General features: G+C 32.8%; 25 protein-coding genes and 1 pseudogene. 7 read left to right on the top strand and 19 right to left on the bottom strand.

Annotated features, from left to right (window positions below; genetic code table 11):
• Nucleotides 1-139 precede the first annotated feature (139 nt).
• From CG11_RS27925 to cyaB, 5 genes are read right to left on the bottom strand one after another with little or no spacing between them, the layout of a single operon-like run.
• Nucleotides 140-880, bottom strand: coding sequence for an endonuclease/exonuclease/phosphatase family protein (locus CG11_RS27925; protein WP_052600208.1), 741 nt, complete (start codon nucleotides 878-880; stop codon nucleotides 140-142).
• A gap of 28 nt (nucleotides 881-908) precedes the next feature.
• Nucleotides 909-1,544, bottom strand: a complete 636-nt coding sequence (locus CG11_RS27920) for a deoxynucleoside kinase (protein WP_052600207.1) — start codon at nucleotides 1,542-1,544, stop codon at nucleotides 909-911.
• A complete protein-coding gene (gene tmk, locus CG11_RS27915; RefSeq protein ID WP_052600206.1) occupies nucleotides 1,541-2,137 on the bottom strand; it encodes a dTMP kinase in 597 nt (198 codons plus the stop codon). The genes CG11_RS27920 and tmk overlap by 4 nt, the downstream gene beginning before the upstream one ends.
• A 3-nt stretch (nucleotides 2,138-2,140) precedes the next feature.
• A complete protein-coding gene (locus CG11_RS29580) occupies nucleotides 2,141-3,214 on the bottom strand; it encodes a radical SAM protein (protein WP_052600205.1) in 1,074 nt (357 codons plus the stop codon).
• Nucleotides 3,211-3,783, bottom strand: coding sequence for a class IV adenylate cyclase (cyaB, locus tag CG11_RS27905; protein ID WP_052600204.1), 573 nt, complete (start codon nucleotides 3,781-3,783; stop codon nucleotides 3,211-3,213). Before cyaB ends, CG11_RS29580 begins: the two co-directional genes overlap by 4 nt.
• 404 nt (nucleotides 3,784-4,187) lie before the next feature.
• Here cyaB and CG11_RS27900 point away from each other — a divergent pair, with 404 nt between their 5' ends.
• Nucleotides 4,188-5,429 carry a hypothetical protein gene (locus tag CG11_RS27900; RefSeq protein ID WP_052600203.1) on the top strand — a complete coding sequence of 414 codons (1,242 nt, stop codon included), beginning with the start codon at nucleotides 4,188-4,190 and terminating at the stop codon, nucleotides 5,427-5,429.
• On the opposite strand, the gene CG11_RS27895 is transcribed toward CG11_RS27900, so the two are convergent.
• Complete coding sequence (locus tag CG11_RS27895; RefSeq protein WP_052600202.1) at nucleotides 5,413-6,180, bottom strand: replication-relaxation family protein; 768 nt, start codon at nucleotides 6,178-6,180, stop codon at nucleotides 5,413-5,415. The two genes, CG11_RS27900 and CG11_RS27895, sit on opposite strands and share 17 nt — an antisense overlap.
• Before the next feature lie 5 nt (nucleotides 6,181-6,185).
• Nucleotides 6,186-7,937, bottom strand: a complete 1,752-nt coding sequence (locus CG11_RS27890; RefSeq protein WP_052600201.1) for a type IV secretory system conjugative DNA transfer family protein — start codon at nucleotides 7,935-7,937, stop codon at nucleotides 6,186-6,188.
• Nucleotides 7,938-8,135: 198 nt separating this feature from the next.
• Between CG11_RS27890 and CG11_RS27885 the strand changes: the two genes are divergently transcribed.
• From CG11_RS27885 to CG11_RS27875, 3 genes are all read left to right on the top strand, one after another.
• On the top strand, nucleotides 8,136-9,581 hold the full coding sequence (locus CG11_RS27885; RefSeq protein ID WP_052600200.1) for a hypothetical protein: 1,446 nt from the start codon (nucleotides 8,136-8,138) through the stop codon (nucleotides 9,579-9,581).
• Nucleotides 9,582-9,655: 74 nt separating this feature from the next.
• Entirely contained in the window at nucleotides 9,656-10,234 is a 579-nt protein-coding gene (locus CG11_RS27880) for a mobilome CxxCx(11)CxxC protein (RefSeq protein WP_052600199.1), read from the top strand.
• A 20-nt stretch (nucleotides 10,235-10,254) separates the two neighbouring features.
• Nucleotides 10,255-10,458 carry a hypothetical protein gene (locus tag CG11_RS27875; protein WP_052600198.1) on the top strand — a complete coding sequence of 68 codons (204 nt, stop codon included), beginning with the start codon at nucleotides 10,255-10,257 and terminating at the stop codon, nucleotides 10,456-10,458.
• Nucleotides 10,459-10,504: 46 nt separating this feature from the next.
• Here the strand turns inward: CG11_RS27875 and CG11_RS27870 are convergent, their stop codons facing one another.
• A complete protein-coding gene (locus CG11_RS27870; protein WP_052600197.1) occupies nucleotides 10,505-11,002 on the bottom strand; it encodes a hypothetical protein in 498 nt (165 codons plus the stop codon).
• Between the two features lie 242 nt (nucleotides 11,003-11,244).
• Between CG11_RS27870 and CG11_RS27865 the strand changes: the two genes are divergently transcribed.
• Nucleotides 11,245-11,586, top strand: a complete 342-nt coding sequence (locus tag CG11_RS27865) for an S-adenosylmethionine decarboxylase (protein ID WP_052600196.1) — start codon at nucleotides 11,245-11,247, stop codon at nucleotides 11,584-11,586.
• A gap of 6 nt (nucleotides 11,587-11,592) precedes the next feature.
• Here CG11_RS27865 and CG11_RS27860 read toward each other — a convergent pair whose 3' ends face one another.
• The 5 genes from CG11_RS27860 to CG11_RS27830 all read right to left on the bottom strand — a co-directional run bounded on the left by CG11_RS27860 (nucleotide 11,593) and on the right by CG11_RS27830 (nucleotide 17,015).
• Nucleotides 11,593-13,050, bottom strand: coding sequence for a replication initiation protein (locus CG11_RS27860; protein ID WP_197044006.1), 1,458 nt, complete (start codon nucleotides 13,048-13,050; stop codon nucleotides 11,593-11,595).
• 496 nt (nucleotides 13,051-13,546) lie between these two features.
• Nucleotides 13,547-14,401: a KilA-N domain-containing protein gene (locus tag CG11_RS27850; RefSeq protein WP_052600193.1), complete on the bottom strand. Its 855-nt coding sequence runs from the start codon at nucleotides 14,399-14,401 to the stop codon at nucleotides 13,547-13,549.
• Nucleotides 14,402-14,441: 40 nt separating this feature from the next.
• Entirely contained in the window at nucleotides 14,442-14,723 is a 282-nt protein-coding gene (locus CG11_RS27845) for a hypothetical protein (protein WP_052600192.1), read from the bottom strand.
• A 70-nt stretch (nucleotides 14,724-14,793) separates the two neighbouring features.
• Nucleotides 14,794-15,456, bottom strand: a complete 663-nt coding sequence (locus CG11_RS27840; RefSeq protein WP_052600191.1) for an AAA family ATPase — start codon at nucleotides 15,454-15,456, stop codon at nucleotides 14,794-14,796.
• An 869-nt stretch (nucleotides 15,457-16,325) separates the two neighbouring features.
• The gene (locus tag CG11_RS27830) at nucleotides 16,326-17,015 is read right to left on the bottom strand and encodes a recombinase family protein (RefSeq protein ID WP_052600189.1); all 690 of its coding nucleotides are present in this window, start codon (nucleotides 17,013-17,015) and stop codon (nucleotides 16,326-16,328) included.
• A 359-nt stretch (nucleotides 17,016-17,374) separates the two neighbouring features.
• On the opposite strand from CG11_RS27830, the pseudogene CG11_RS31115 reads away from it, so the two are divergent.
• A pseudogene (locus CG11_RS31115) lies at nucleotides 17,375-17,653 on the top strand (type II toxin-antitoxin system YafQ family toxin).
• Nucleotides 17,654-17,657: 4 nt separating this feature from the next.
• On the opposite strand, the gene CG11_RS27825 reads toward CG11_RS31115, so the two are convergent.
• From CG11_RS27825 to CG11_RS27810, 4 genes are all read right to left on the bottom strand, one after another.
• Nucleotides 17,658-18,071 carry a hypothetical protein gene (locus tag CG11_RS27825; RefSeq protein WP_156039954.1) on the bottom strand — a complete coding sequence of 138 codons (414 nt, stop codon included), beginning with the start codon at nucleotides 18,069-18,071 and terminating at the stop codon, nucleotides 17,658-17,660.
• Between the two features lie 279 nt (nucleotides 18,072-18,350).
• On the bottom strand, nucleotides 18,351-18,659 hold the full coding sequence (locus CG11_RS27820) for a hypothetical protein (protein ID WP_052600187.1): 309 nt from the start codon (nucleotides 18,657-18,659) through the stop codon (nucleotides 18,351-18,353).
• A gap of 11 nt (nucleotides 18,660-18,670) precedes the next feature.
• Nucleotides 18,671-20,161: a restriction endonuclease subunit S gene (locus CG11_RS27815; RefSeq protein ID WP_052600186.1), complete on the bottom strand. Its 1,491-nt coding sequence runs from the start codon at nucleotides 20,159-20,161 to the stop codon at nucleotides 18,671-18,673.
• Nucleotides 20,155-22,179 (bottom strand): N-6 DNA methylase, encoded by a 2,025-nt coding sequence (locus tag CG11_RS27810; RefSeq protein WP_052600185.1) that lies wholly within the window; start codon nucleotides 22,177-22,179, stop codon nucleotides 20,155-20,157. The genes CG11_RS27815 and CG11_RS27810 overlap by 7 nt, the downstream gene beginning before the upstream one ends.
• Before the next feature lie 217 nt (nucleotides 22,180-22,396).
• Here CG11_RS27810 and CG11_RS27805 point away from each other — a divergent pair, with 217 nt between their 5' ends.
• Nucleotides 22,397-22,708, top strand: a complete 312-nt coding sequence (locus tag CG11_RS27805) for a hypothetical protein (protein WP_052600184.1) — start codon at nucleotides 22,397-22,399, stop codon at nucleotides 22,706-22,708.
• Nucleotides 22,709-22,749: 41 nt separating this feature from the next.
• On the opposite strand, the gene CG11_RS29570 is transcribed toward CG11_RS27805, so the two are convergent.
• Nucleotides 22,750-22,902: a DUF1508 domain-containing protein gene (locus CG11_RS29570; RefSeq protein WP_072011020.1), complete on the bottom strand. Its 153-nt coding sequence runs from the start codon at nucleotides 22,900-22,902 to the stop codon at nucleotides 22,750-22,752.
• Between the two features lie 373 nt (nucleotides 22,903-23,275).
• The coding region (locus CG11_RS27800; RefSeq protein ID WP_231512845.1) for a hypothetical protein at nucleotides 23,276-23,691 on the bottom strand (416 nt) is incomplete at its 5' end.

The raw sequence follows: 23,691 nt of genomic DNA, 5'->3' as shown, positions 1-23,691 counted from the left end.
TTGTTGGAAGTAATCAAACATTTTGAATATAGAGTTATATAAAAGGTGGTAGCGATGTACCCTTGTCAGGCACATTTTTATTGTACTTAAAGTACCACGAATTACAAGAGAAAATGAACAAAAAGTTCACCTTCTACACCTACTCTAAATTCAAGGTAGCGACAATTGCTGAATGGTCACTTAATCTATCTGTTCTTATTTGGTGATAATAATAACACTCACTTACTTTACTCAGTAAGTCATCTGTGCAAAGTAAATAGTCATACCTATAGCCATTACCCGTACGACCTATCCAACTATGTCCATGTTCTAGGGGGTGTTTTTTTTTGAAAACATCTACAAGTCCAAGCAATCCTAAATCTGTATAAAATGAATATTCCCAAGATTTAAAATTATAATATTTAGGTATATGGTCAGGTGCTAAAATGTTAAAATCACCACAAAAAATTGTTTCTTGCATATCCAATCTTTCTAGGTACTTTTTTAAGGATGACAGAAATTGTTTTTTTCTTTCAATTTTTGTCTTTGAATTATCCCTTGAAGGAATATATGTGCCAACTATGTTTACCCCATTTGATAGAGTGAAATGCAATACTCTATAATTTAGATATGGCATTGGGTCATCTAAATTTGATTTTATTATTGGATGCTTGCTTATTGCCATAACACCATAATCATTATCTTGGATTTCAGTGTCAAGTACATAATACTCCCTGTCTAAAAAAGTATTTTTTATAAGTTGACACCCCTTACTATTCTTTGTTTCTGTTAAAACAATGACATCATAGTCTGTTTTTAAAAGCCATGCAATTTGTTTTTCAGCCCTTTTTGCAGATGGATTTCCTATATTCCAACAAAATACTTTAATAGATTTCTTCATAGTACAAATACCCTTTATAAAAAGTGTTTTAAATTGTTATCCCCATTTTTGAACAAGCTTTTTGAATATCAACAATAATTTTATCGACATCTGTCTTATTATAGAAGTCATAATCAACAGACGAAAAATGTATGTTTTTTTCATCTGTTGTGCTAAATTTAAGATTAAATTCTAAGTTCAACTTATTTATATATTCAACATCTATTCTATTTTCATCTAGCCTATTTCGTTTTACTAATCTATCTACAATAGTTTGGCTATCACATTGCAAATAGATAGTCAAGTCAGGTAACAGTATCTCCTTCATCAGTAACAATTGAAGCCGTTCCAAAGAACTAAATTCCTCTTGACTTAGATAACCTGATAAAAATTGCCCCCTGCTATACACCATAATTTCATATATATGATAATCCAAGCATAAAACACCTGTGTTTGTAGTAATTATTGCTTTAGTATATTCTTCTATATATTCACTTAAAAAGAATATTTGATTATGAAAAGCCCATTTTGATGGGTTTTTCAAAAACTTATGAAAGAAAGGACTAACTTTAAAATAGTTTTCAGATAATATTGCTTTAGCACCTAATCGCTCACTTATTGCTTTAGTTAATGTTGTTGTTCCTGTTGCCGTATTACCTGTTATTGAAAGAATTATTTTTTTCATCTCTGAGAAACCAGTTTCATTATGTGGTTTGTAACAATTTTAGCATTGTGGTCAATTGAATACTTAGTATTATTCACAACCATAAAATTATAGCCTTTTCTTTCTAAAAACAACATTCCTTGTTCATATAAATCTAATTCTTCTTTTATGGAATTATTGGCTTCAAGCCTAGTTTTTGTTGCTCTGGAATTAAGCCTTTGTTCAATGATTTTATCATCTCCAGTTAATAATACTGTAAGGTTTGGCTTTATTGAAAAATTATTAAGTAGCCATATAAAATCTAAATCCAAGCCATCTAATCGTTGTAAAACTAAAGAAGATAAAACATACCTATCTGAAATCACAATCATTTTTTCATCTAGTTTTTTTTGGATTTCATTCTTGATATGAAGGTATCTATCTGCTGCAATTAGGTATGCAAAAGGTAGACCTTTTACCTCACTCTCATAACTTCTAATAAGCTCTCCGAGTTGAGTTGTGGTTGGTTCTTTGGTCTCATGGACTTTTTCACCTAAAAACCTAATATTTTTTGCGACTTCTTTTACTAATGATGATTTTCCTATACCATTAGAACCTTCAAATACTATAAACATATCTTATTCAATTAATGATTTTGGACATTGCTCAAAATCAACACCCTCAATTCGTTGTCCTGAAGCAATAACCGCAGCAGGACAACCTTTTTTACAAATACTATCCATACTACAACTATTACATATTCCATTAAAACCTATTTTATACTTTTTATAAATATTGTAATTAATTATTTTTTCAGACACATTCTCATCTGTTAGTAGGTTTCCTAAAATAAACTCTTCTCTTTTATGCTGACTATCTCCATTTTCTGTAGCAAAGACTAAATAAGGACAGGCTGTAACATCTCCATTAACAAAAACATATATTATGTTCCCTGCCTCACAAGACGAAAGAGGTAGTTCTTTATTTGGAAAACGGATATTGACTAACTCTAGGTCTTTAGAATAGTTTGATGTTAATGCTTTTATTTCATTCATCATTTCTGTTGGAGAAGATAGTTTATCTTTACTTTTAATTCCTCTACCAAAAAGAGAGAGGGGATTCATTAAAACATATTTTGCATCATTCTTTATTGCAAATTCGCATAATTCGCCATATTCTTCTGTGCGTCCCAATCTATTTGGAGTAACAAGCAGACCTTTCAGCAATTTATACTTGCTAAATAATTCTATGGTTTCAATTGTCTTATAAAATGATTTCTTATCACCTCGAAACTTACCATGACTATTTTCACTAAATCCATCAAGGCTAACATTTACAGTCACTCCATTTAGCCTAGACAATGTTCTAATTTGCTTTTCAGAACACAAGGTTGCATTTGTACATAAACTAACTTTTATATCATTAGAACAGAAGAGAGAGATTATTTCCATAATATTCGGATGGGCAAACGGTTCTCCCCCTGTTAGAGTTACACTAATAACTTTACATTTAACTAAAGCAGGTAATAAAGTATTTTTGATTTTCTCAAACTCCATTGTTTCACCATGTTTACCTGCTGAAACAAAACAATGAGCGCAATGAAGGTTGCACCAATCTGTGATTTTAATTAATGCCTTTCTATATGGTGGCTTTACTGATGAACGAAAATAGCACGAACTTGCAAATTCTGTAGATATTAAATGTTGTTTCATTTTTTAGTTTTTTGAAAAACCAAATAGGGATAACCACGATAGTCTGTCCTATATTGGCCTATGTTAATAGAGTTAATAAAATTTTCTACTTTTTTTCTAGTTGCTTCTATCCCTCCTTGATTTTTAATTGCTTCAACTTCTATAAAAAAACCTAAGTCATCTACTTGGTCTAAAACTATCTCAAATTCATCCTTAAATACAAAAGTTTCCCTTTTCTTCTTGACTAAGGCTATTTCCTCAGCACCCAACGCAGATAAAATCTTTGCAAGCATTTTGGGGTTAGATATTTCACATTCAAACTCATCACAATATTGATGTTTCTCTTCACCTTCTGGATAATAATGTTTGTAATTTAAAATTTTAACATCCCCCCTTTCTCTTATACTCAACCACTTATAGGGATATTTTTCACTACCTAAATACCCCTCCTGTTTAGTAGAAAAATATCTATCAAGTTGTTGTTTTGTTCCCTTTCTAGTTGCTATTTCTTGTAAATGTTGTTTTGTTTGGTGAAAAACATCTTCAGTCACCTCAATTTTAATTTCGATTTCAATGTTATCAAAAGCCATAATATTTTTTTATTGAGTAAAAAGTTAGTTATAGACAATTCAATCCCTTCCTATTCTACTTTGAATAGGAGACAACCAATATTATTGGATTATGGCTCACGCTTTCAAGGAAAAATAAGAGAAGAAAATAGGAGAGAATACACTTGATAAGTTTAAAAAAAAGCTTATAATGTGCTTCAATCCATTCTAGTAGTGAACCTGTCGCCAAACAATGACACTACTAAGTTTCTTCTCGGATTACATAAAATATTTGGTTGTGTTGAATCCAGCACAACCATTTTTTTTTGAATTAATACATAAATTTAAACCTTTCTTCTCGCAAAAAGATAAATTTATCTAATTTCATTTGAACTTTTAATTTCAATATCGAATTAATTAGTTCAAAATTAAATTCAAAAAAAAGAATGAATACTCCAAATTACAATAATGAATTAGATGCCTTATTGGGAGAGCTGAAACAAAAAAAAGGCATTGCAGCTAAAACTATTTTAGAATGGATTGCCCACAAAAAAAATGTAGTATATAGCCCTTCCACATTGTCAAATTATAGGGCAAAAGGTGCTGAGAAAAAGAAGAAATATGATACTTTATTAGATACTGTAAAGGAGTATGCAGCACACGAAATACCTCCAGTAGTCAAAAAACATAAAAGTAAGTTTGCTTATTTTCTGAATGAAAGTTTTTTCATTTATTATCGAACGGAAAATGATACTAGCCTAAATTATGAAATCCATAGAGCCATATTAAATATTGGAAACTCTAAAAACAATATAGACATCTTACTACCCAAAGATGATGCAGACTATCAGGGGTTTTCAACACTTCTTGCAAATAGTCATCTAATTTTTGACTTAAAAACTACCGAAACACGAGAGAAAGCTCTACGGATTATAATTCCAATCCCTCACAGTAAAACACCTGAAATAACTATTGGGCAATATAGTAACCTAAATTCAAAAGGGGCAATTGTTTCAGGGTGTTTGGTACTTGAACTAATTAAAGACAAATCTAAAGAACATCAACCAAAAACGTACAAAAATACATCATCAGAATACACTAAAGTTCCCTACTTGATTAGGCAGTTCCTAAAAGATTCCAAAAAAAATAGAATAAAAACAACAACGGGAATATTTGACTATAGAGAGTTAGAAAAATTTCTACACATACAAAAATTAAAAGAAACAGACAATAAAATGAAAACTGGAATATTTCTATCTGCTCCTATGGGTGCATTAGATAAAGAAGAATATTCTAGTTTGTGGGAAGAGTATATCAAACTACATTCAACCATATTAGAAGTTTTTCCAAAACCAAAATACCAAATATGTTTTTTAGGAAAGGATGCAAAAGCCAAAGAGGCTTTTGATAATAATATCCTCTCAATGAGAAAGATGTTAGAAAAAATTAAGCTATTAGATAAATTCATCCTAATATACCCTAAAAAAGTAGCTTCAAGTTCCTTAATTGAATTAGGGGTAGCATTAGCACTAGGAAAACAATGCCTAGTTTTTGTAAAAACAGAAGAAGACCTTCCTTATCTTTTAAAAAACCAGCATTTTAAAAATCTTTCTGTTATCGTTTATGATACAACTGAAACTATACTCTCATTATTTAAAAAGCTAGGAATGTCTATTTTTGACACATAACGAATATAAACCACTCCCTCAACACCTCAAATCTCCTATCTTGCATAAAACGAGATTTTGTTGCTTCCAAACAAGATTCATTTTCAAACAAGCAAACCACCTTAGCATTTTTTCTAAGTCCATGTTTAATAGACAATGAACCATCTGCCAAAACTCGCCCATATTCTTCAATAGTGCGAAGCATCCTTTTGGTATCAGTTCCCCTATGATACTCCAAAGCATAAAGGTCTAACTCTTCTCCATCTTTTACCATGAAAATAGCATCAGCAATAAGATAATCTCCCTCTCCATAGTGGATATTAGTAAGGGCTTTAAGGTTCTTTTGTTTTGCAGCTCCTACTTTGTCAAAGTAGGTATCAAAAAATACTATGCTTTGGTTCTTAGATTGCGTTTCTTGGTAGATACGAATGTGGTAATCAATCACACCTTTACGGTGTTCATAATCTTTGGAGAAAAAAGAGCTTCTGCCAATAGGCATACGAATTTTACTTTCTTCCCAATCCCATTCGTCCACCAAAAGGGCTTTTGACTTGGGCAACAAGTAAAAGAAGCTCTCTAGCTTTCCTTTAGATGGATGAACCCCAAAATCAAGCCTTCCAACGTACTTTTTGGTCAAAAGAAGTTGCATATTTCTACCTATATATGCTTTTGACTTTGATACCCCCAATTTGACCATTTGGGAGTAGGTTAAGAACTTGAATTTTGCTAATTTTTCTATGATGCTACTATGCGTTGCATTAAATTTTTGCATGATGTTTACTTATCAAATTTTGGCTTAAATGAGGTATTTTTGTTGTGTGGGCTAATTGTTTCTTGTGCTGTTCGTTGTACTTTCTTAACAGGAAGGTAGTACCCAGATTTTTCTACAAAGAATTGTTTTTGAGCCTCTAATTCCTCTTTGGTAAGATAATATTTTTGACTTCCTCGCTGTTCTTTAACCAACATTGGGCTAGTTTGGAACACAAAGGGTTTTACATCACCTACTCTTGCATAAAAATTGAACTTAGGTAGTTCTAGTAACTTATCAACCTTAACGCCTGTTTCCCTTGCTAAAATAGCCAAACTCTTGTTTCCATTTCTACCAATGAGCTTCACATCTGTATTGTTGAGAATATTGTCTTTATGCTCTCCTAAATCACTTACTGTCTGATTTGCTAAAAGTAAGTGAACACCATACTTACGAGCTTCTGTAAGGATAACTGATACCGATTTTGTAAGGAAATTTTGGCATTCATCAATAAAACAAAAACAGGGTTTACGAGCAGCTTTTGTTTTTGAGGCTCTACGGATGGCAATAGACTGGAGGGATGCAATTACAAACCTACCAAAAGCACTAGAAGCTTGTAGCCCAAGACGACCTTTAGAAGCATTTACAACTATCACCCTACCTTTATCCATTGCATCCTCTAAGTTAATGGTAGATTTGCCCACAACCGAATTATAAAACAGTTGTGTATTCAAAAGACTATGGATTCTTGTGTAAACAGCAGCTTTGGTTTTCTCATAAATAGGGTTATAAAATGCGGTCTCAAAGAAACGTCTATGTGTTGGATTATTGTTATGCTCTAGTGCAAATCTTACTAGATGCTCATTCAGCTCATCATCCATAAAAGTCTGTAAGTCTGCTAGGGTTGCCCCTTCCTTTTTGAGCAATGTAGCAATACAAGGAAATAGAAGTGAACTCATATACATTGTCAAACCAACATCACCTAGTAGTTCTTCAAATACAGCAACCATCATTTGAGCTGTCAATTCAACAGCTTCATCACTCTTATCTTCCAACTCAAAAGGATTGAGAACAGGAGTATGCCCTTTTGACAAGCAAGGGTCAATATAAACAAGTCTATCAGGATTTTCCTTGTTGAGCTTTAAACTTGTTACCTCTTCTGCTAAGTCTCCATGAGGGTCAATTAACACCAACGAATACTGTTGCTTTTTATGACTTAACTTTTGGATGTGGTAGAACATTGAGAGCATTAAACTACTTTTTCCTGAACCACTTTTACCACTTATGTAACAATGCTTCTTTAGGTGTGAAATAGATATTTGGCTTTTCAATCTTTTCAAAAAAAAATCTGTTCCACCCCTAACCGAATCTTGAATCAAGTTGCAATAGCCTTCCACATTTGGCTCATATTTATTCACTAAAAATTTTCGTTCTTCCTTTGTCAATATCTGCAAGAACTCATAAACTGGATAATGGGGATATTCATCTTCTTCTATATCCGAATCAAATAATGTCAAATATTCATCATAAGTAAATCCCCTTTCATACATCAATCGTCTATACTCTTCCCCATAAGGTTCATCTGTCAAGACATTAGCAATATTGACACTTCTATCCATCTTCTTAACCCACATATCAAAGAACTCAACAATTAAGTCAGGAGCAGAAGCAAAGTCAAGACTACCCATGTCTATACTATCTTCTTTATTGTAACCTAAGTGTTGGTCTAGTAGCTTTGTCCATTTCTCTTCAGAAAGAACTTGTCTTGCATCAAAAAGCATATAATTAGTATTGTTTTAGTTAAGTGATTCAAGGTGTTTTTAAGGCACTATTTAGAGGTATATTATGGAACACACCAATTAAATACGGTAATTCAGCATATATAGTTGCTTAGAGCATCATTTTTTGAATCAAATAAGTAGTTTTTAACGTATAACCGTATTGTTCCATCAATACCACTCACTCAAAAAACTAAAACTATGTCTAACTCCAATCCATCAACAAGCAAAATCATCTTATCTTATCTCAAAAAAATCCTTCAATTTATATGGCACTATCTAAAAATCATTTACAAAAAAATCCAACTTATTGTTAATAAAATTTCAACTAGAGAAAAGCATATCCGCCAAAATTATAAGCAATACCACTTAGGTAATCTATCACCAAATGACCAGGCATATCAAGAATATCAAAATGCTGTTTTTAAAAACAGATTAGCAGGATTGACATTTAAGTCATTTATGAAAGTCTATTATAGATACCTTTATCCTAAACAGAGCAATCAAGGATTTTTAACCCAAGAACAATTTTTTCAATTAGCGACTTGTCCACAAAATTATATGGTCATTCCAAAAACAGAATACCACAAACAAATCAATGAAACAATTAGCACTCAACTTGAACATATAATTGCTGAAAGAACTAAAGCCATCAAAAAAAACTTAATGGATAAGCTACTACCCTTTGTATCAAACGAAGAAGAGGGAGAACACCTGTCAGACTTCTTTGCACAAAAAGATGCTAGTCGCATTAAATACTATGCTCAACGAAAAAAGATGGAGGAACTTGAAGAGCGAGAAAGAAAAGTCGGATTAAAAGAAGAGAGCCTTACCATACAAGAAGAGAAATTAGGGGTACAAAATGAACGTGTTGGTTTAAAATCTGACAAACTCGACTTAGACAAGAAACACTTGGAAATTCAACGTGAAAAATTGGGAGTAGAACAAATGCTATTTGAGAATGAGCGTAAATTGTTTGCAATAGAAATGCAGAATAGAGATATGGAACATAAGATTAAAATGCTTGAATTGATGAATATGTCTTTAGAAATTCAGCGTAAAACTAACGATATAGAACGCTTCAAAAAAGAGTTTCAAGTAATGCAAGGTCTCCATGATTTAGAAATGAAAAATAGAGAAAATTTGGTTACACATGGGCAACAACTACTCCAACTAAAAGAACAAGGCTTAGAGAATCAAATGGCATTAAAGGAAGCGGAGTTTCTACGCCAACAATCAGCTAATGATAGATTGAAAATAGACATAGAAGGTAAATTGCTACAATTACGTGAAGGACAGTTTTCACAGAAAGCAAAAGAACTTCTTTTAGATATTCGAGAAAAAAGCAGCGATTTAAAAATCCAAGAAGGTAAGTATGACTTAAAGCAGCTCCATGAGAAGAAAGAAGATTATGAACAGGACATAGCTCTTTTAGGTGATATAATGGCTTCAAGAAAGCAGATTGTCTTAACCTTAGAGGGCGAAATGGCTATGAGAAAAGAAAAGATGCACCAAAACTTAAAATCCATTAATCAATCTGTTATGTCAGTTGAGGAACACAGAAATATGGAAGAGCTAAAACGTAGTCAAATGTTTCAAGATATTTACTATGAGGATGTGAGTGATAGTAATTATACTGTTTATTGATTATAATGTAATGTAACACAATTAAGTAAATTTCGTAATATATCTTTTTACCTCATCCACTTCTAAATTACTTTATGGATAAAGACAACCACTTTGACAAACTTCGACAAGAATGTTGGAATGATGCGTTACACACATTTGGTACGGGATATATCTACTCTGAAAGAGCCATTAACTTAAAATGGTATTTGCGTAGTATTAGTTTTTTAGGTATTCTAATCCCCATATTACTTGGAGGGTTAGTTGTTGCATATGGAACAAAGTCTGCTGCTTTAGGATGGGGATTAGTAATTACCTCTCCATTTGGCATTGCCCAATTAGTTTTAAGTGCTTGGAGTATTAATAGTTCTTGGAACGATTTATATTCTAGCTACCTTGAATCTTCTTTAGAAAATTCAATATTAGCTAGGGAATATGAAACATTAGCAAAATACCCTCCTAGTGAGTTTGAGGAGTTAAAACAAGAGAAGGAAAAAATTGATATAAAAAAAGCTAATAGGGATAAAGAGGATAACAAAAACCCTCTTTCAGAAAAAGAAAGAAGAAAGGGGATGCGATGGGCATTGAGAAACTATAAAAGGTCTTGTGCAGGATGTAATGAAGTTCCAAAATCAATGGAAAGTACAAACTGTGATGTATGTGGTAAATTTTGATTAACTATAAAAACTTAAAAATGAATAACAAAAGAGTTTTATGCGTATTGAAGGGCTATTTAGAGCTTAATGATGAAGAAAAAGAAGAATTTATAAAAGAAATTAACAAGACTAGAAGAGAACTGCACTATGATACCCTTCTCCTAGAACGAATACAAAAAGCATTCAGCCATAATCTAGGACCGACAAATGACACAAATTGTCTTTGTTGTGGCAAAGGTTAAAGAGAAAACAGGCTACCAACCAAATAATAGTAGCCTGTTTTTTGTTTTACTTAGCAGCTGTACTAACTCCAACTAAAGCTAAAACACCAAGTCCAACAGCAGCAATCCCCCCTAAAACTCTCCCCAAATCAGGCGAATAGGATTTATTGTGACACGCAGAATTTGTAAAGTTTTGACAATTTGAAGTAGCTGGACGATATTGTACCCTTCTAATCGTTGCACTTAAAGCTTTTGCAATAACTGTCTTAGGAGGGTTAATACATTGCTCTGCTTGGTAGGTTACACGACCATTTTTAGCAAAATCGCTAAACCAAATTAGGTGAGCATACCCAACATCAGGATGATTGTGAATGATGATTTTTTGGTTACTATTTACATCAGCTCCCAAGATGATACCAGTATGGGTAACAGTCGTAAATAATAGCTTTTTAGGGTATCCTACTATACGCCCTGAATCTTCGGTCAAATAAACATCTCGATAGGTGTTATTTGAGAAATACAACCGAATTTGGTTGTTAGATAAAAATGTGTAATTTTTCAACATAATTAAAAATTTTGATTAAAAAATAAAAACAGGAATTACCATCTAAGATAATTCCTGTTTTATACGTTAATTTTAGGTTGAGGTTATAGTCCCTCAAAACCTCTTCCTTCGTGATTTCTCATATTTTTATGATATTAAGTTGTTATACAAAGAATTATACTCTTCCTAATTTCGTTTTTTTTTATCAAAATTCCAACTATTACTCTATTTTTGCACAAATTATTTAAGATTCAAATATAGTAATGAAAAATCTTGCACCAACAATTCATAGACAAAGATTAGTCATTGAGGGAACTTGTAAGCAAAAAATTAGTGCTTCCAAAATTGAAGAATACTTAGAACAATTGTCAGAAGTTCTTGATATGTCTATACTAATGAAACCTATTACCCACCAATCCCCAAAATTTGGATGGGCTGGATGGGTGCATTGGGAAACGTCAGGCTCTCATTTTTACGCATGGGATGAACCTTTCCCATTTTTTAGTGCTGACATTTATACCTGTAAGGCATTTGATAATAGAAAAGCCGTAGAATTTACCAAAGACTTTTTTAATGCTCAGGAGATTGTTTTTAAAGCTTTTTGATAGGAATTAAAACAGTTTGCCTAGTTTTTGAAGTTCTTTTCTGATGCTATCTATTTGAGGTTCATATTCATTAAGAATTTCTTGAAAATGCTCTTTTTGAGTATCAACAATATTATTTATAACCATCCCTCTCAAACGCTCATCACTTCGATAATCATCTATCTCTAAAGCTCTTCCTAGAGCTTTTTCTTTTTTTGAAATAACAGCTTTCATAAGAGTGTTACTTGTCAGCTTTTCTATTGCTAGACGTGTTACAGTTTCATCCTTAGATGTTAAATCTCTAATCTTTGAGTTTATCTTTTGGTTACGCTCATCTTCCAATTTAGCTAAATTGAGCTTTAATTTTTCCATTTTTGCCTCTTTCTTTTTTTGCTTCTTACGACTCTCTTCTTTAGCATCAGTATAGCCATCTTTCAATGCTTTTAAGAAGAATCCTGCTACACTTGTACGTATTTCCTGCCTAGCCTTAGCTCTTCTTGTTACATTAATAGCTTGTTGTATGCTAGGTTTGTTATAATTGCCAGTTTTAAGCATATTTATAAATGCTTGTGGTGATACTCCAAAACTCCCTACAACTACTTCTCTAAACTCTTCAAATAGATTATCTACTACATTATCTTCATCAATAATACTATCTACTTTTACTCCCTCTTCTCCCTGCTCTGGAATCAAAAGAGGTTCAGGCTCTTCTTTCCGTATTTGTTTTATCTCTTGTGGTGTTTTCTGTTGAATGGTAAATTGTAGTGCATCAACCCTCCTACCCTTTTTAATTTTTTTGATTCTCTTGGGGTTAATATACAGGTCTGTATGCTCATTTATAGCTTTAATAGAAGGTTGTATAACACTTTGATTAAATGTAGAAAACTTGGGGTATTCGTTTTCTATTAGGAACATATCCTTTAGGTCTTGTACTCTAATGGTTCTAGCCCCTAGATTCTCAAATTGTTTTAGTAATTCGTATATTCTAGTGGCATAGGGTTTTAGTTTGTATGTGTTTCTTGAATCATAGGATGTAAACTTTTCTTTTAACCCAACCAAATAACGCTTTATGTCTTGTCCTATCTTCACATCGACATATTCTTGTCCTTGCACACCACTACCACTTTGACCACCCTCTAAATAATCAACAAACTCAAATAGTGAATACTCTCTTCCTCTACGAAATTCATCTTTTATCCACCCAATATAAACCGATTTGCTGCGGAGGCTTCTTGCAGCTTCTCTTAATAAGTCATAAGAATTATTTGATTTTAACTTATACTCATTCTTAATATCTCTATACCATATTCTATAAACATCTTCGGCTGAATCATCCTTTCCTATTAAGGTCATCAAGAATCCAAAAAACCTATGTTCCCAAGCATTGAACATATATCTTGCTTCTACTAAATCATTGGATTTAACTACCAACTTTATAGTATTCTTTCTTTCAGGCACTTGCTCTATATGGGTTTTTCTTTTCACCATTTAGCGTTTTAGTCAATATCAAACAAATAAAAAGCAAGGATTTTAGGATGCTCTTAGCCCTATGTGTATCATAAAGTAAGAAAAATAGGATAATCCTCTACTTTTGTCTATTCACACACTAAAGGTAGTGAAATTAGGATAAAAAACAACCTAATTTCCTTGCCTTTCGTCCTAATTTCACTACCCTTCCTAATTTCCTTGCCTTTCGTCCTAATTTCACTACCTTTTATCCTAATTTCCTTGCCTTTCGTCCTAATTTCACTACCTTTTATCCTAATTTCCTTGCCCAAACCTCTATAAATCGTTGATTTAAAGCCATTTCCAGAGGGGACAAAACATTAAAACATATAAAAATTAAAAAACAACAACATAGAAGGCATTTGTTGGTGGTGATTTTTTTTCAAATTTTCCTATTTAAAGGATTTGTTCTTAGCCGTTCAACCCTCCCCCAGTTGCGCTCCCCCCCTCCCTTTTTAAAGGGGTTTTTGGGATGTTACTTTTTAGGGAGATTTTTAGTATTCTTAGGTACTTTGGGTAGGCTTGGTGAAGTTAATAGAGATTGCATTTGCTTAATAGCAGCTTGGTTTAATATTTCGGCTCGCTCATCTTGGCTTAGTTGCATCCTAATTAATTCAGCATTTACAGCTTCTAAGTTTAATAAGACAACTAATTGTTCAGTAGAAGCATAATCTCTAATATTACCTTTTAACTTAGGATTTTGGTGTCGCCACATTTTTGCAGTCATACCGAACACTGCTACATTCAAAATATCAGCTTCACCTGCATAAATAAATCCTTGTCCTTTAGTTATTCTTGGAGGGATAAGTTTTTCTTTGATGGCATCTGTATGAACAGTGTAGTTTACTTTGGATAGCACACGTTTTAAGTTCCAATCAAGCTCTAATTTTGCTTCTTCTATTTCTAAAGTTTTTAATCGCTGAAATTCTTGGAATACATAAAGTTTGAATGTTGGACTAAGGTAGGACAAAAACTCAAAAGCTATATCTTTATGGGCATAAGTACCTCCATATCTACCCGTTTTTGCCTTGATTCCAATGGCTTCTGTCTGCTCCATCCAGTCAGAAACGCTAAGGGTAAATGTAGGGTCTCCTGTTTGATTTTTAATATACTCAAATTTGAGTACATTAAAATTTTCATTGTGAATAGTCTCCCATGCACCTAAAAAACTTATGGTACTACGGGTGCGTAACCAATTCAAAATCAACTGTCCTGTTCTAGGATTAAACTTTTTGGCTATATCAGTTAGAGAAATGAAGTCCTCTGCTTTTTCTTGGTATAACCTAATCTTAGTGCCTTGAACTGTCAAAGATGTTTTTTTCTTAGCCATAATTATGCTTTTATGTTTATCTATGTTTATGTTTTTATGGCTACTTTGTGTTGTTCCTTTTGTCTAGCTCTTTTCGGATTAAGTTAAGTAGAAACTCTTTTAAACTTATTCCATCCTTCATTGCTTCCATTTTTGCAGCTATATGGAGTGATTTAGGTATGTCTATTGTTGTTCTTTGCTTAGGTTCTTTTACTTCTTTCTTGGTTTCCTCTTCTTTATTGTAAACCTGTTCTGTGATTTTTTCTATTTCCTCTGTACTTGGGAGGTCTTTTTTTAGTGAACCTTTTTGTAGGTGTTTTTTAAGTGAATCTTTTTTTGCCATAATAATCGTTGTTGTCAGTAAAACAATATTTATGTTTTTATGCTTTTATGTTTTTCCATAAATATAGCAACTATATTTGTTTGTATAATTTTAAAATCTCTTTGCCCAATGCCTTTATTTCTGAACTAGCCTTTTCATTATTTTCTTCAATAACGCCCTTTCCTTGACTGTTAGCTTCTCCAAAGATGGTGCGATGGTGGATTAAGGTATTCATTACAGGAACATTATACTCTTCTCCTATTTCCTTCAATACTTCAACAAAGGATTTGTGAAAGCTTGGACGAGAATCATAGTCATTAACTACAAAACGAGCAATTGTTTTATCATCTTTTAAGGCTTGTGTTTCTTGATAACGTTCCAAAATATCACTAGCTGTCCATAGTTCAGACTTTCCAGTAGGTTTAATAGGGAATAATATGATGTGGCTTATTAGCATTATTTTAGCACTAATAGGCTGATAGCTTGGAGGGCTGTCTATGATTATAATGTCATAATCTTCATAGAGTTGTTTTATTGTGCCAATAATAGCTTTTGGGTCAGTCATTCCAACAACTTGTATTGTCGGTTTTATTTCTTCTTCCATTCTTAACCCTGACCATTTAACGGTAACACTAGATTCGTCTGCATCAACAATGCAAACCCTATATTTTTTACTTGCAAATAGAACTGCAAGATTTTGGGAGATGGTAGATTTTCCTACACCACCTTTGTAACTGATAGATGAAAGTATCATAGAGCTAATAATTTTGGATAAAGATAAGAACTTTAAGCATAAAAACATATTTATTCTTTTATGTTTTTATGCTTTTCTATAAATAAATAAAGTCATATTTATGTTTTTATGCTCTTGAACTACTTAGTTGTTTGTGTAGAACAAAACAGTTTTGATAATGGATTTTGTAGTAAGCGATGATTATTAGTGTATTAAATGATAAATGATGAGTAGGAAAATCTTTAATTGTTCAGAACCTAGCTGCTTATTTTTCGAGTATTGATAAAAATGTATGTATAGTTGATGCAGACATAAATCAAAGCTCTTTGTTGCGAACAACAAAAAGGGTAGGGGAGTTGCCCCAAATCCCTATTTTTGTTGCCCATCATAGTAAACTTATAAAATGGTTGTTCCCTCTATTAACAAATATGTACGAATATATTGTTGTTGATGGTAGTCCTTCACATCCTAATTTAACAACAAGGATAGTTGAATTATCTGATATTATACTTGTGCCTTTTTCGCCTAGCCCTACTGATTGGGAAATAACTAAGCAGTTTATAGAAAGACATCTTTGTTTTACTAGAAGTAGAACAAAGTCAGTTCTAATGTGAGTTATATTAAACCAAGTAGATAATTCTTCTTGGAGTAAGGAATATCCAATTGTAATCAAAAACTTAGATATACAGACTAAACTGCTAACCCTCAAAAGGAAGAGTTTATATAAGAAGCTTCAATTTTATGGAAAGGCTTTGATAGACGAAACTTCTAAACGAGAGGGGAGTGATATGAAAGAATTGTGTAAAGGAATAGATATACTTGTGGATAGACAAAGGCTTTTAGAGAAGTTAATAGCTTTCTAAGTCCACCATAAAAACATAAAAGAATATTTATGCTTTTATGTTTTTATGGATGTATTTATCATAGATGTATTTAACGGTGTTTCTTCCAAACGGCTTTCCAGTAGCGGTTTTGAATGCGTTGTTATTGAGAGTGTCTGCAATTTTTTGATAACTTAATCCTTCCTTTTTGAAACTACTAATTAACTGAATGGCTCTTTTGTTGTTAGGGTTGTTTAGGGCTTTTTGGATTGTTGTTTGACTTCCTTTTTTTCTTCCTTCATCAGAAAAGTTATCAGGATTCCCTAATTTATGACCTTGTTCTTTTTTTGTTGCTAGAGCTGCTTTGGTTCTAATAGAGATAAGCTCTCTTTCTTTTTGGGCTAACCCTGCAAATATAGATAATGTTAGGGTATCAGTTTGGGGTAAGTCACAACATACCAAACGCTCATGCAGTTGCTTGTGAATTTTAAAAACGTGTTCTACATCCCTAGAAAGCCTATCTAATTTTGCTACAATTAAGGTAAACCCTTTGTCTAAGCACAGCTTTATAGCTTCATCTAATTTTGGTCTATTAGCTATGTCCTTCCCACTTTCTGCCTCAATGAAATATTTTACTACTTTAATGTTTTCTTTAGAAGAGTAGTATTCTACTATGGCTTTTTGTGATTCAAGACCTAAACCACTACGTTTTTGCTTTTTTGTTGAAACCCTGTAATAAGCTACATATCCTTTTACCATATTCTCCTTGACTTATGTGTTTAAAACAAACTTGAAAGTACGAAAAAAAACTATACAGTTAAGCATAGGAATTTACCCATCATTTAAGCCAAGATGAATCAAGAGGTAGTTATGTCGCTTAAAGAGTTAAAAACTAAGTCATGGAGTAGTATTTTAACTTTTTTGAAGCAAGACAAGAAACTCATTGTGTGAAACAGTCGTTCACAAGCCGTAATGATACCAAGAAAGGATTATGAGCGTTACCGTCAAAATGAGTTTATGGAGCAAATAGATAAGGATGCTTTAGAAGCAGAGCAAAACTGACCATTTTTTGATACAGCAAAAGAGGCGATGGACTATCTCACTAATGAGATTAGGGAATGATAAAATATAGGATTACATTCTCTAGTAAGTTTATAAAGATGCTGAAAAAATACAACAGTAACCCAAAAATTTTAATTGAACTTGATAAAGTTATGCCTTTCTTTGAAAATGGTGAAAGGTTGCCAGTTAGTTATAGAGACCACAAGTTACAATGACAGTACAAAGAGTATCGTGAGTTTCATCTATTTCCTGATGTGCTCATTATTTACAAAAAAAACAAAGAAGATAAAATTGTAGTCTTTTCTTATATAGGCTCACATAGCACTTTATTTTAGGTTCTTAGCTAGGATATAAGCCTATATCTATCATAATCTTTTCAGCTTTTGCTATAACGCTCACTACATTTGATACAGAAGGTTTATCTAAAAGTAATCTACATTCCTTTAAGTCATTCAGTTGTGGATTTGATAGTACAGAAGAGTAGTTGTTGAGGGTGTGAAGGATTGCTTTATCAATATGATGAACAACATTAACAAGTTCATTTTGATAGTCATTAAGCAAATCCTGTTCAGTTTTTATAGAATTTACAAACTTACCATCTTGTTTGTCTTTAAACATCCTAGCTTTTCTAATAAAACGTCTATAAATATCGGCATCAGCCCCTTTTTTGTAGTTTCGTCCACAGTTGTAAACTCTTCTAATCAAATACTCATAATTCATAGCATTTAGGTCTGAGTAAATATCTTCTTTCATTACATTCTTTTTGTTTAGGTAAAAGAGATGTAAACGGAGTTTAGAAACAAAATGTTTCATTTTAAAACAAAAATAATGGGCTGTTCCAAAATTATTAGAACAGCCCATTTTGATTTTGCTAAAATCCTACGTCTCCCATGATATTGTAGTTTTTGTTAAGAATTATTCTAAAGTTAATAAATATGGGTAAATAAAGCAATATTTAAGGGTGGTCAATAGACTAAGACGACCCTCTTAGCTTATTGACACTACCAAAATTATAGTGGAGTACATCAAGAATTAGTCATTTTTGCCCATTGCTCGATTGAGATAATACCAACCTTCAATATCCAAATCACTTTTAACATAATTATCAGATAGATATTTAAGGAAAAACTCTTTTGCCTTCTCACTTGCTAACATTAGAGTATCATCACAATAATCACATTTTAGGAAGTACATATTCCCTTTTGAGCTATTCTTCTTTGTGCATGAGAATGCTCCCCAATCATCTGCATCATTTACTGAGCGATAAATGCAATAAATTTCCTCATAATTTTCAGGCTCTACAAAATCAAGCCATCCTGCTATGTCTGTTGTTGTTGCCATAGTGTAGTTTATTAGTTTGTGGTGTTTATAATTTCTTCCATTTTTTTGATAGCTTCTTGCTCTTTCAAGTAAGCCTTGTATCTTAAATCATTAGCCTTTAATACCAAGTTATTTATCTCTTGTTGTTTTGTTTGATTGTTAAAAATAGGTAGTGGTACATCTCCAACATGATTAGTATCAATTTCATCTACAACCGAACCATAAGTGTGTTGTCGGATTAACTGCAACCCATACTCAGAATTGAGCCAACAATACAAAAATCCAGCAATATTATTATTACTAGGGAATACTCTAATAATATGGTCGTTAGCAGCCCAATTTTCCCAATGTTTAGGAACTAAGGAGACTTTGCCTATTGTTCCGCTCCTTGTTATTAAGATGCAGTTTTCTTTTAGGGCTAATTCTTTCTCCAATCTTGATTTATGGATAATCTTTGACAAATATTTATTGGAACTAGGATTTAAGTCGTTTATCTGTTTTCCTCCAATAAATTTTATGCCATGCTCCTTTATTGCTACATAAGTGCGCTTAAATCTGCTTGGAAGAATTATTGAATCAGATACATCATCATTCCTAAGATATTTAATCTCTTTACAATTCATCTTTAAGTGGTTGATGATTCTATCACAAATTGGAATATGGTAAGAAGCATCTAATCTTAAATTTAGTTTACTTAACTTTGTTGTGTAATTTCTTACTCCAACAGAGTTGTCAAGGTATTCCACTTTCAAATCTTCTAGTGCCTCTAATTGAAGTTCCTTATATAATATAATTTCAGCTTTATCAATTAACTCATTTGATTTATCCCTTAAATCAAATGATTCTACAACCAACTTATGAATTGCCTCTTTGAGTTCTTGGGGTGCATTAGGGATAATTATATTCTCAAGGTGTTCAGGTTCAATATGCTTTACAACAGCACCATAGTTGTTTGTTTGTAGTATTGTTTGCCCTGTTCTTGTTTGTAGGTAAGCATAGGTATATCCTAAATCAACATGGTTTTTAAATGTAACTCTAATAACATCATCCGAATATAATTGACCTATATTTGTTTTTGAAGATATGGTACATTTTCCTATTGTTCCAGACCTTGTCATTAATAAATTATTGGGTTCAATTATGATTCCAGTAAGTGACTTATAGGTTTTTGGCGATATATACTTGGTTGCTTTAGGTTTTACTTCTGTCAATTGAGATGGTAAGAAAAAGGGCTTCCCATCTTTTTTTGAGACATAAATTCTTTTGAATCGACCTGGATAAAACGCATGAGAAACTAGACCATCCTCAGACCAAAGATTTACAAAGCCAAATTTATTATTTTTGACCTTTTCTTTTTCAGCCATTGCTTCAAGATTGAAGGCATTTGCTTCTAATCTGAGTTTGTTACTAAACACATCAGATAAGGAAACAGAGGTGTGTTTTAGTGGGTTTGGTAAATATGTATAATCCAAACCTTCTGTTTCTAAAAAATCTATTTTGCGTACTAAATTTCCTTCTACCATGATATACCTTGTTTTTTCTTCCAATCAGCAAATATTTTAGCAACATGGATGGTTTGGTCATTGACTATTTTTTCCTGAGACACCTCTTTTCTTGAAATAAGATTACCCTCAGCATCTTTCTCTTTCACAAGTTTTTCAACTTCAAGCATTACCACATTCCCTTTATCGTCTCGCTTAAAAATTTTCCCGCCACGTTTGTCATGCCCAATATGGTCAATCATTGTCATAAATATATCATAGTCCAATATGGCTCGATTCTTTTCCTCTTCTGTTATTTCTTCTTTAGTCTTTTTTTGAATGAACAAAACGGAACATTGTGTACCATTTCTAGGTTGAAACGCATCTGCATGGAGGTCTATACTTGCAATAATCCTAGTGTTCTTGACTAACCAATATCTTAGATATTCAAGACCTGGCGCACCAAGTATTGAATCAGGTAAGACAATAGCAGCTCGACCACCTTCTTTTAGTAATTGGATGATTCTTTCAATAAAAAGTTGTTCAGGGGGAACACTTGATTGAAGTCTGTCTGTTTTTAGCCAATTCCCATCTGCATCTTTATTCCAAATATAAGCTATATCATACTGCTCTAAAACTTGTTGGTCTTTTATAGGTATTTTAGAACCAAATGGAGGGTTGGTCACAATCACATCAAAAAAGCCAATAGTTTTGTGGTTTCTTATTTTGATAAGAGGAACTCCAAGAGCTTTTGCTAGATGCTTTCTTGTGTCTTCACTCCACTCCTGAACAGGTAAAAGTGTATTTAACTTGATGATATTACCACTACCATCGTTATTCATTACCATGTTCATCTTGGTAGCCTTCACCAAGTCAGGGTTAATGTCAAATCCAAAGTAGTTCTCAGCCGCTATTTCAGAAATTTTCTCATTAAAAATTTTCCTAACATCTGAGTTCCATCCTTCTTTTTCTCCATATTGGGCTTCTAGCTTTTGGGTTAAGCGGTTGATTACTGAGTTCATTGCTGTTACAACAAATCCTCCCGTTCCACAACTACTATCCAAGACTTTCTCATTGTCTTGGGGATTTATCATATCCACAGTCATTTTCATCACATTTCTAGGAGTGAAAAACTCACCTCTATCTCCCCTTAAATTAGCCCCTACCAATTCCTCATAAGCTTTCCCTTTGATGTCTATATCTGTACTTAATAGAGCGTATTTTTGAAGTTCTGCGACAAGAAATGTTACTGTTCTAGGTTTTAGCTTTATCTCATCGTTCTTATCAAATATTTGGCTATGACGTTTTTTTACTTGCTCAAAAATCTTAGCAATCCTTTTATAAACTGTTGCTTGCCCATCTTTGTAATTTCTTTCTTTTGAGCTAGTGAAGAACTCAATAGGTTCAAGTAGGTTACGCTCATCATGGATTTTACAAAAGATGATTTTCAGAAACTCGAAAAATGCAGGTTGTTTTTGAAAGCCCTCATTGACATAAATAATGTTATGACAAGTTTTGAAGGTAAATAACAGGTTATCTTCATAAGCCTTAATTAGAGTGTTACGGTTTGGTCTCTCATCCTCATCCGTTGTGCCATCAGCAGAAGGGATGTCGTTGTATTCTTCAAAATCTGTTTTTCCCTTATCATTTATGACCTTTCTAAATACTGTTTTGTGCATACCATTTGTCCACATTCCCCACTCACAATTATTACAAGCAGCCATGTATGTTTTCAACTGAGCAACACCATTGTTCTTATCTGTTGGTTTTACAGCTTCCTTTTTACACTCAATTATTATGTGGATTTTGTGCTGGTCTTTTAGTTCTTCTTCTGTTGCATCATTTGGAAATATGACAATATCAGCCCTCTTTTTTCCAGACCCCATCTGTACTCCAAACTCTACTTTTATTTGTTCTTTAGAGTATTTGTGTTCATTAACAAGTCGTTTTTCAACGGTTTGCCTTACATATTCTTCAGGAGTATCTTTTCTGATAGTACCATCAACATAATCTCTAATCTTGCCTTCAGGGATAGCAATAATAATCTTGGTTTCAGCCATAGAAGTAACTTTGTTTTTAACTTTTTCCAAACATAAATAGAAAGGCAATATACAGACTTTTTTGGTTGGAAGTCAAATAAAAGTGATACTCATATAAATAATAGTTTGAATGTTAGTGAATCAGCTTATTCAAGCCCATACTTTGACTAGTAATTTTGCCATTGTTTATTAAAAACATCTCCGCTAAAACAAATTATCAAACAAAAAATGAAATGATATGGACATATCAAATTGGGGATGGAAAAGAAAGGAACAAGAGTACCCTAGTGGGGACTACCACTTCAATGGGCAAGCACTAGTAACTCGTACAATCCACTCAGAATTAGAGCAAGCCGAAATCATGGCAATCATAGCCGATGCCATTAACCTAGCAAAAGAAAAGGGAGGTATAGACTATCTTTTAGTCTATGAGCATGAGGAAAAAGAGAAGATTTTTGTTATTGACCAAGTTACAAAATCAGACTTAGAATCAGGCTTGCAGAGACCTGAGCATAATCACTTTACCGTTCTTTTTGCCTCCGAATACTAGAATTAGAAAGGGCTATCTGAAATTCAGATAGCCCCTTTTTTTTAGCCCTTGTACCCATTTCGTCTTGCATTATCAATGCAATCCGACTTGTTTACATAGCCTTGAGCAGAAGAACCTACGATACGCCCATTAGAGGCTGTTCTTCTCCAACGCCATTTTCCAGCTCTATCTTTGTAAAAATCCCAAGAATCCATATATCTATGTTTTGGAGTTATAAAAAAATATCAAAGACAACAACCTTCTATTAGCTTGATTAGTTCCTCCTAAATAGCTTATTTATAGGGATTTATTGATTAGGTAGCTTTGATTGGCTATTTTTGAGCTTCATCTTCTACAACTTTAACTACTTGTTTCAGTTTTTGCAGCACAAAATCCAAGATTTTCTCTTGGGATTGGGTACTTCATGGAGAGATTCACGCCCTTATCTTTTTAATTGCACTTTCAGATATATTAGTGTATTTAGCTATCTCTGCGTTTGTGTAAGAAAGAGCTTCCAAAATCTTTTTGACTTGCATTTTACGAATGGTAATGCTATAAAGAGAGGCGCACAAGTACGCCTCAAAACTACTATACTGTTCTGATAGAGATTAAAGAATATTTCCTTGTCCACCAATCTTTAATAATTGTATGTATTTCTTCAATTATTACTCTGTAAAGAATTTGGTGTAAGCTCTCTCGGTTATCTAAATGAGATGGCAGGGAAGGTACATTACTTAATAAGCGAGGATTGTCTTGTAGGGTGATGGCTATTTCATTGAACTTCATTGGCACATTAGATTGTTCAATAATGGTAGGTATAGCCCTTAATAAATCATTTTTGTTTTCTAGCTCTCTTTTTCTATCCATTCTTTCTAATTGAGCTAAAACTCTCTGCTTAACATCATTTCGTTGATGTTTGTTTTGTTGGAAGTAATCAAACATTTTGAATATAGAGTTATATAAAAGGTGGTAGCGATGTACCCTTGTCAGGCACATTTTTATTG

The organism is Aureispira sp. CCB-QB1 (assembly GCF_000724545.1).
GTDB lineage: Bacteria > Bacteroidota > Bacteroidia > Chitinophagales > Saprospiraceae > Aureispira.
This window is presented reverse-complemented; position numbering and strand designations above follow the sequence as displayed.

Coding starts and splice junctions, on each gene's coding strand:
- CG11_RS27885 (WP_052600200.1), top strand. CDS start 8,136: ATGTCTAACTCCAATCCATCAACAAGCAAAATCATCTTATCTTATCTC.
- CG11_RS27890 (WP_052600201.1), bottom strand. CDS start 7,937: ATGCTTTTTGATGCAAGACAAGTTCTTTCTGAAGAGAAATGGACAAAG.
- CG11_RS27815 (WP_052600186.1), bottom strand. CDS start 20,161: ATGGTAGAAGGAAATTTAGTACGCAAAATAGATTTTTTAGAAACAGAA.
- CG11_RS27875 (WP_052600198.1), top strand. CDS start 10,255: ATGAATAACAAAAGAGTTTTATGCGTATTGAAGGGCTATTTAGAGCTT.
- CG11_RS27850 (WP_052600193.1), bottom strand. CDS start 14,401: ATGGCTAAGAAAAAAACATCTTTGACAGTTCAAGGCACTAAGATTAGG.
- CG11_RS29570 (WP_072011020.1), bottom strand. CDS start 22,902: ATGGATTCTTGGGATTTTTACAAAGATAGAGCTGGAAAATGGCGTTGG.
- CG11_RS27830 (WP_052600189.1), bottom strand. CDS start 17,015: ATGGTAAAAGGATATGTAGCTTATTACAGGGTTTCAACAAAAAAGCAA.
- CG11_RS27820 (WP_052600187.1), bottom strand. CDS start 18,659: ATGGCAACAACAACAGACATAGCAGGATGGCTTGATTTTGTAGAGCCT.
- CG11_RS27895 (WP_052600202.1), bottom strand. CDS start 6,180: ATGCAAAAATTTAATGCAACGCATAGTAGCATCATAGAAAAATTAGCA.
- tmk (WP_052600206.1), bottom strand. CDS start 2,137: ATGTTTATAGTATTTGAAGGTTCTAATGGTATAGGAAAATCATCATTA.
- CG11_RS27825 (WP_156039954.1), bottom strand. CDS start 18,071: ATGAAAGAAGATATTTACTCAGACCTAAATGCTATGAATTATGAGTAT.
- CG11_RS27925 (WP_052600208.1), bottom strand. CDS start 880: ATGAAGAAATCTATTAAAGTATTTTGTTGGAATATAGGAAATCCATCT.
- CG11_RS27870 (WP_052600197.1), bottom strand. CDS start 11,002: ATGTTGAAAAATTACACATTTTTATCTAACAACCAAATTCGGTTGTAT.
- CG11_RS27865 (WP_052600196.1), top strand. CDS start 11,245: ATGAAAAATCTTGCACCAACAATTCATAGACAAAGATTAGTCATTGAG.
- cyaB (WP_052600204.1), bottom strand. CDS start 3,783: ATGGCTTTTGATAACATTGAAATCGAAATTAAAATTGAGGTGACTGAA.
- CG11_RS27805 (WP_052600184.1), top strand. CDS start 22,397: ATGGACATATCAAATTGGGGATGGAAAAGAAAGGAACAAGAGTACCCT.
- CG11_RS27845 (WP_052600192.1), bottom strand. CDS start 14,723: ATGGCAAAAAAAGATTCACTTAAAAAACACCTACAAAAAGGTTCACTA.
- CG11_RS29580 (WP_052600205.1), bottom strand. CDS start 3,214: ATGAAACAACATTTAATATCTACAGAATTTGCAAGTTCGTGCTATTTT.
- CG11_RS27810 (WP_052600185.1), bottom strand. CDS start 22,179: ATGGCTGAAACCAAGATTATTATTGCTATCCCTGAAGGCAAGATTAGA.
- CG11_RS27900 (WP_052600203.1), top strand. CDS start 4,188: ATGAATACTCCAAATTACAATAATGAATTAGATGCCTTATTGGGAGAG.
- CG11_RS27840 (WP_052600191.1), bottom strand. CDS start 15,456: ATGATACTTTCATCTATCAGTTACAAAGGTGGTGTAGGAAAATCTACC.
- CG11_RS27880 (WP_052600199.1), top strand. CDS start 9,656: ATGGATAAAGACAACCACTTTGACAAACTTCGACAAGAATGTTGGAAT.
- CG11_RS27920 (WP_052600207.1), bottom strand. CDS start 1,544: ATGAAAAAAATAATTCTTTCAATAACAGGTAATACGGCAACAGGAACA.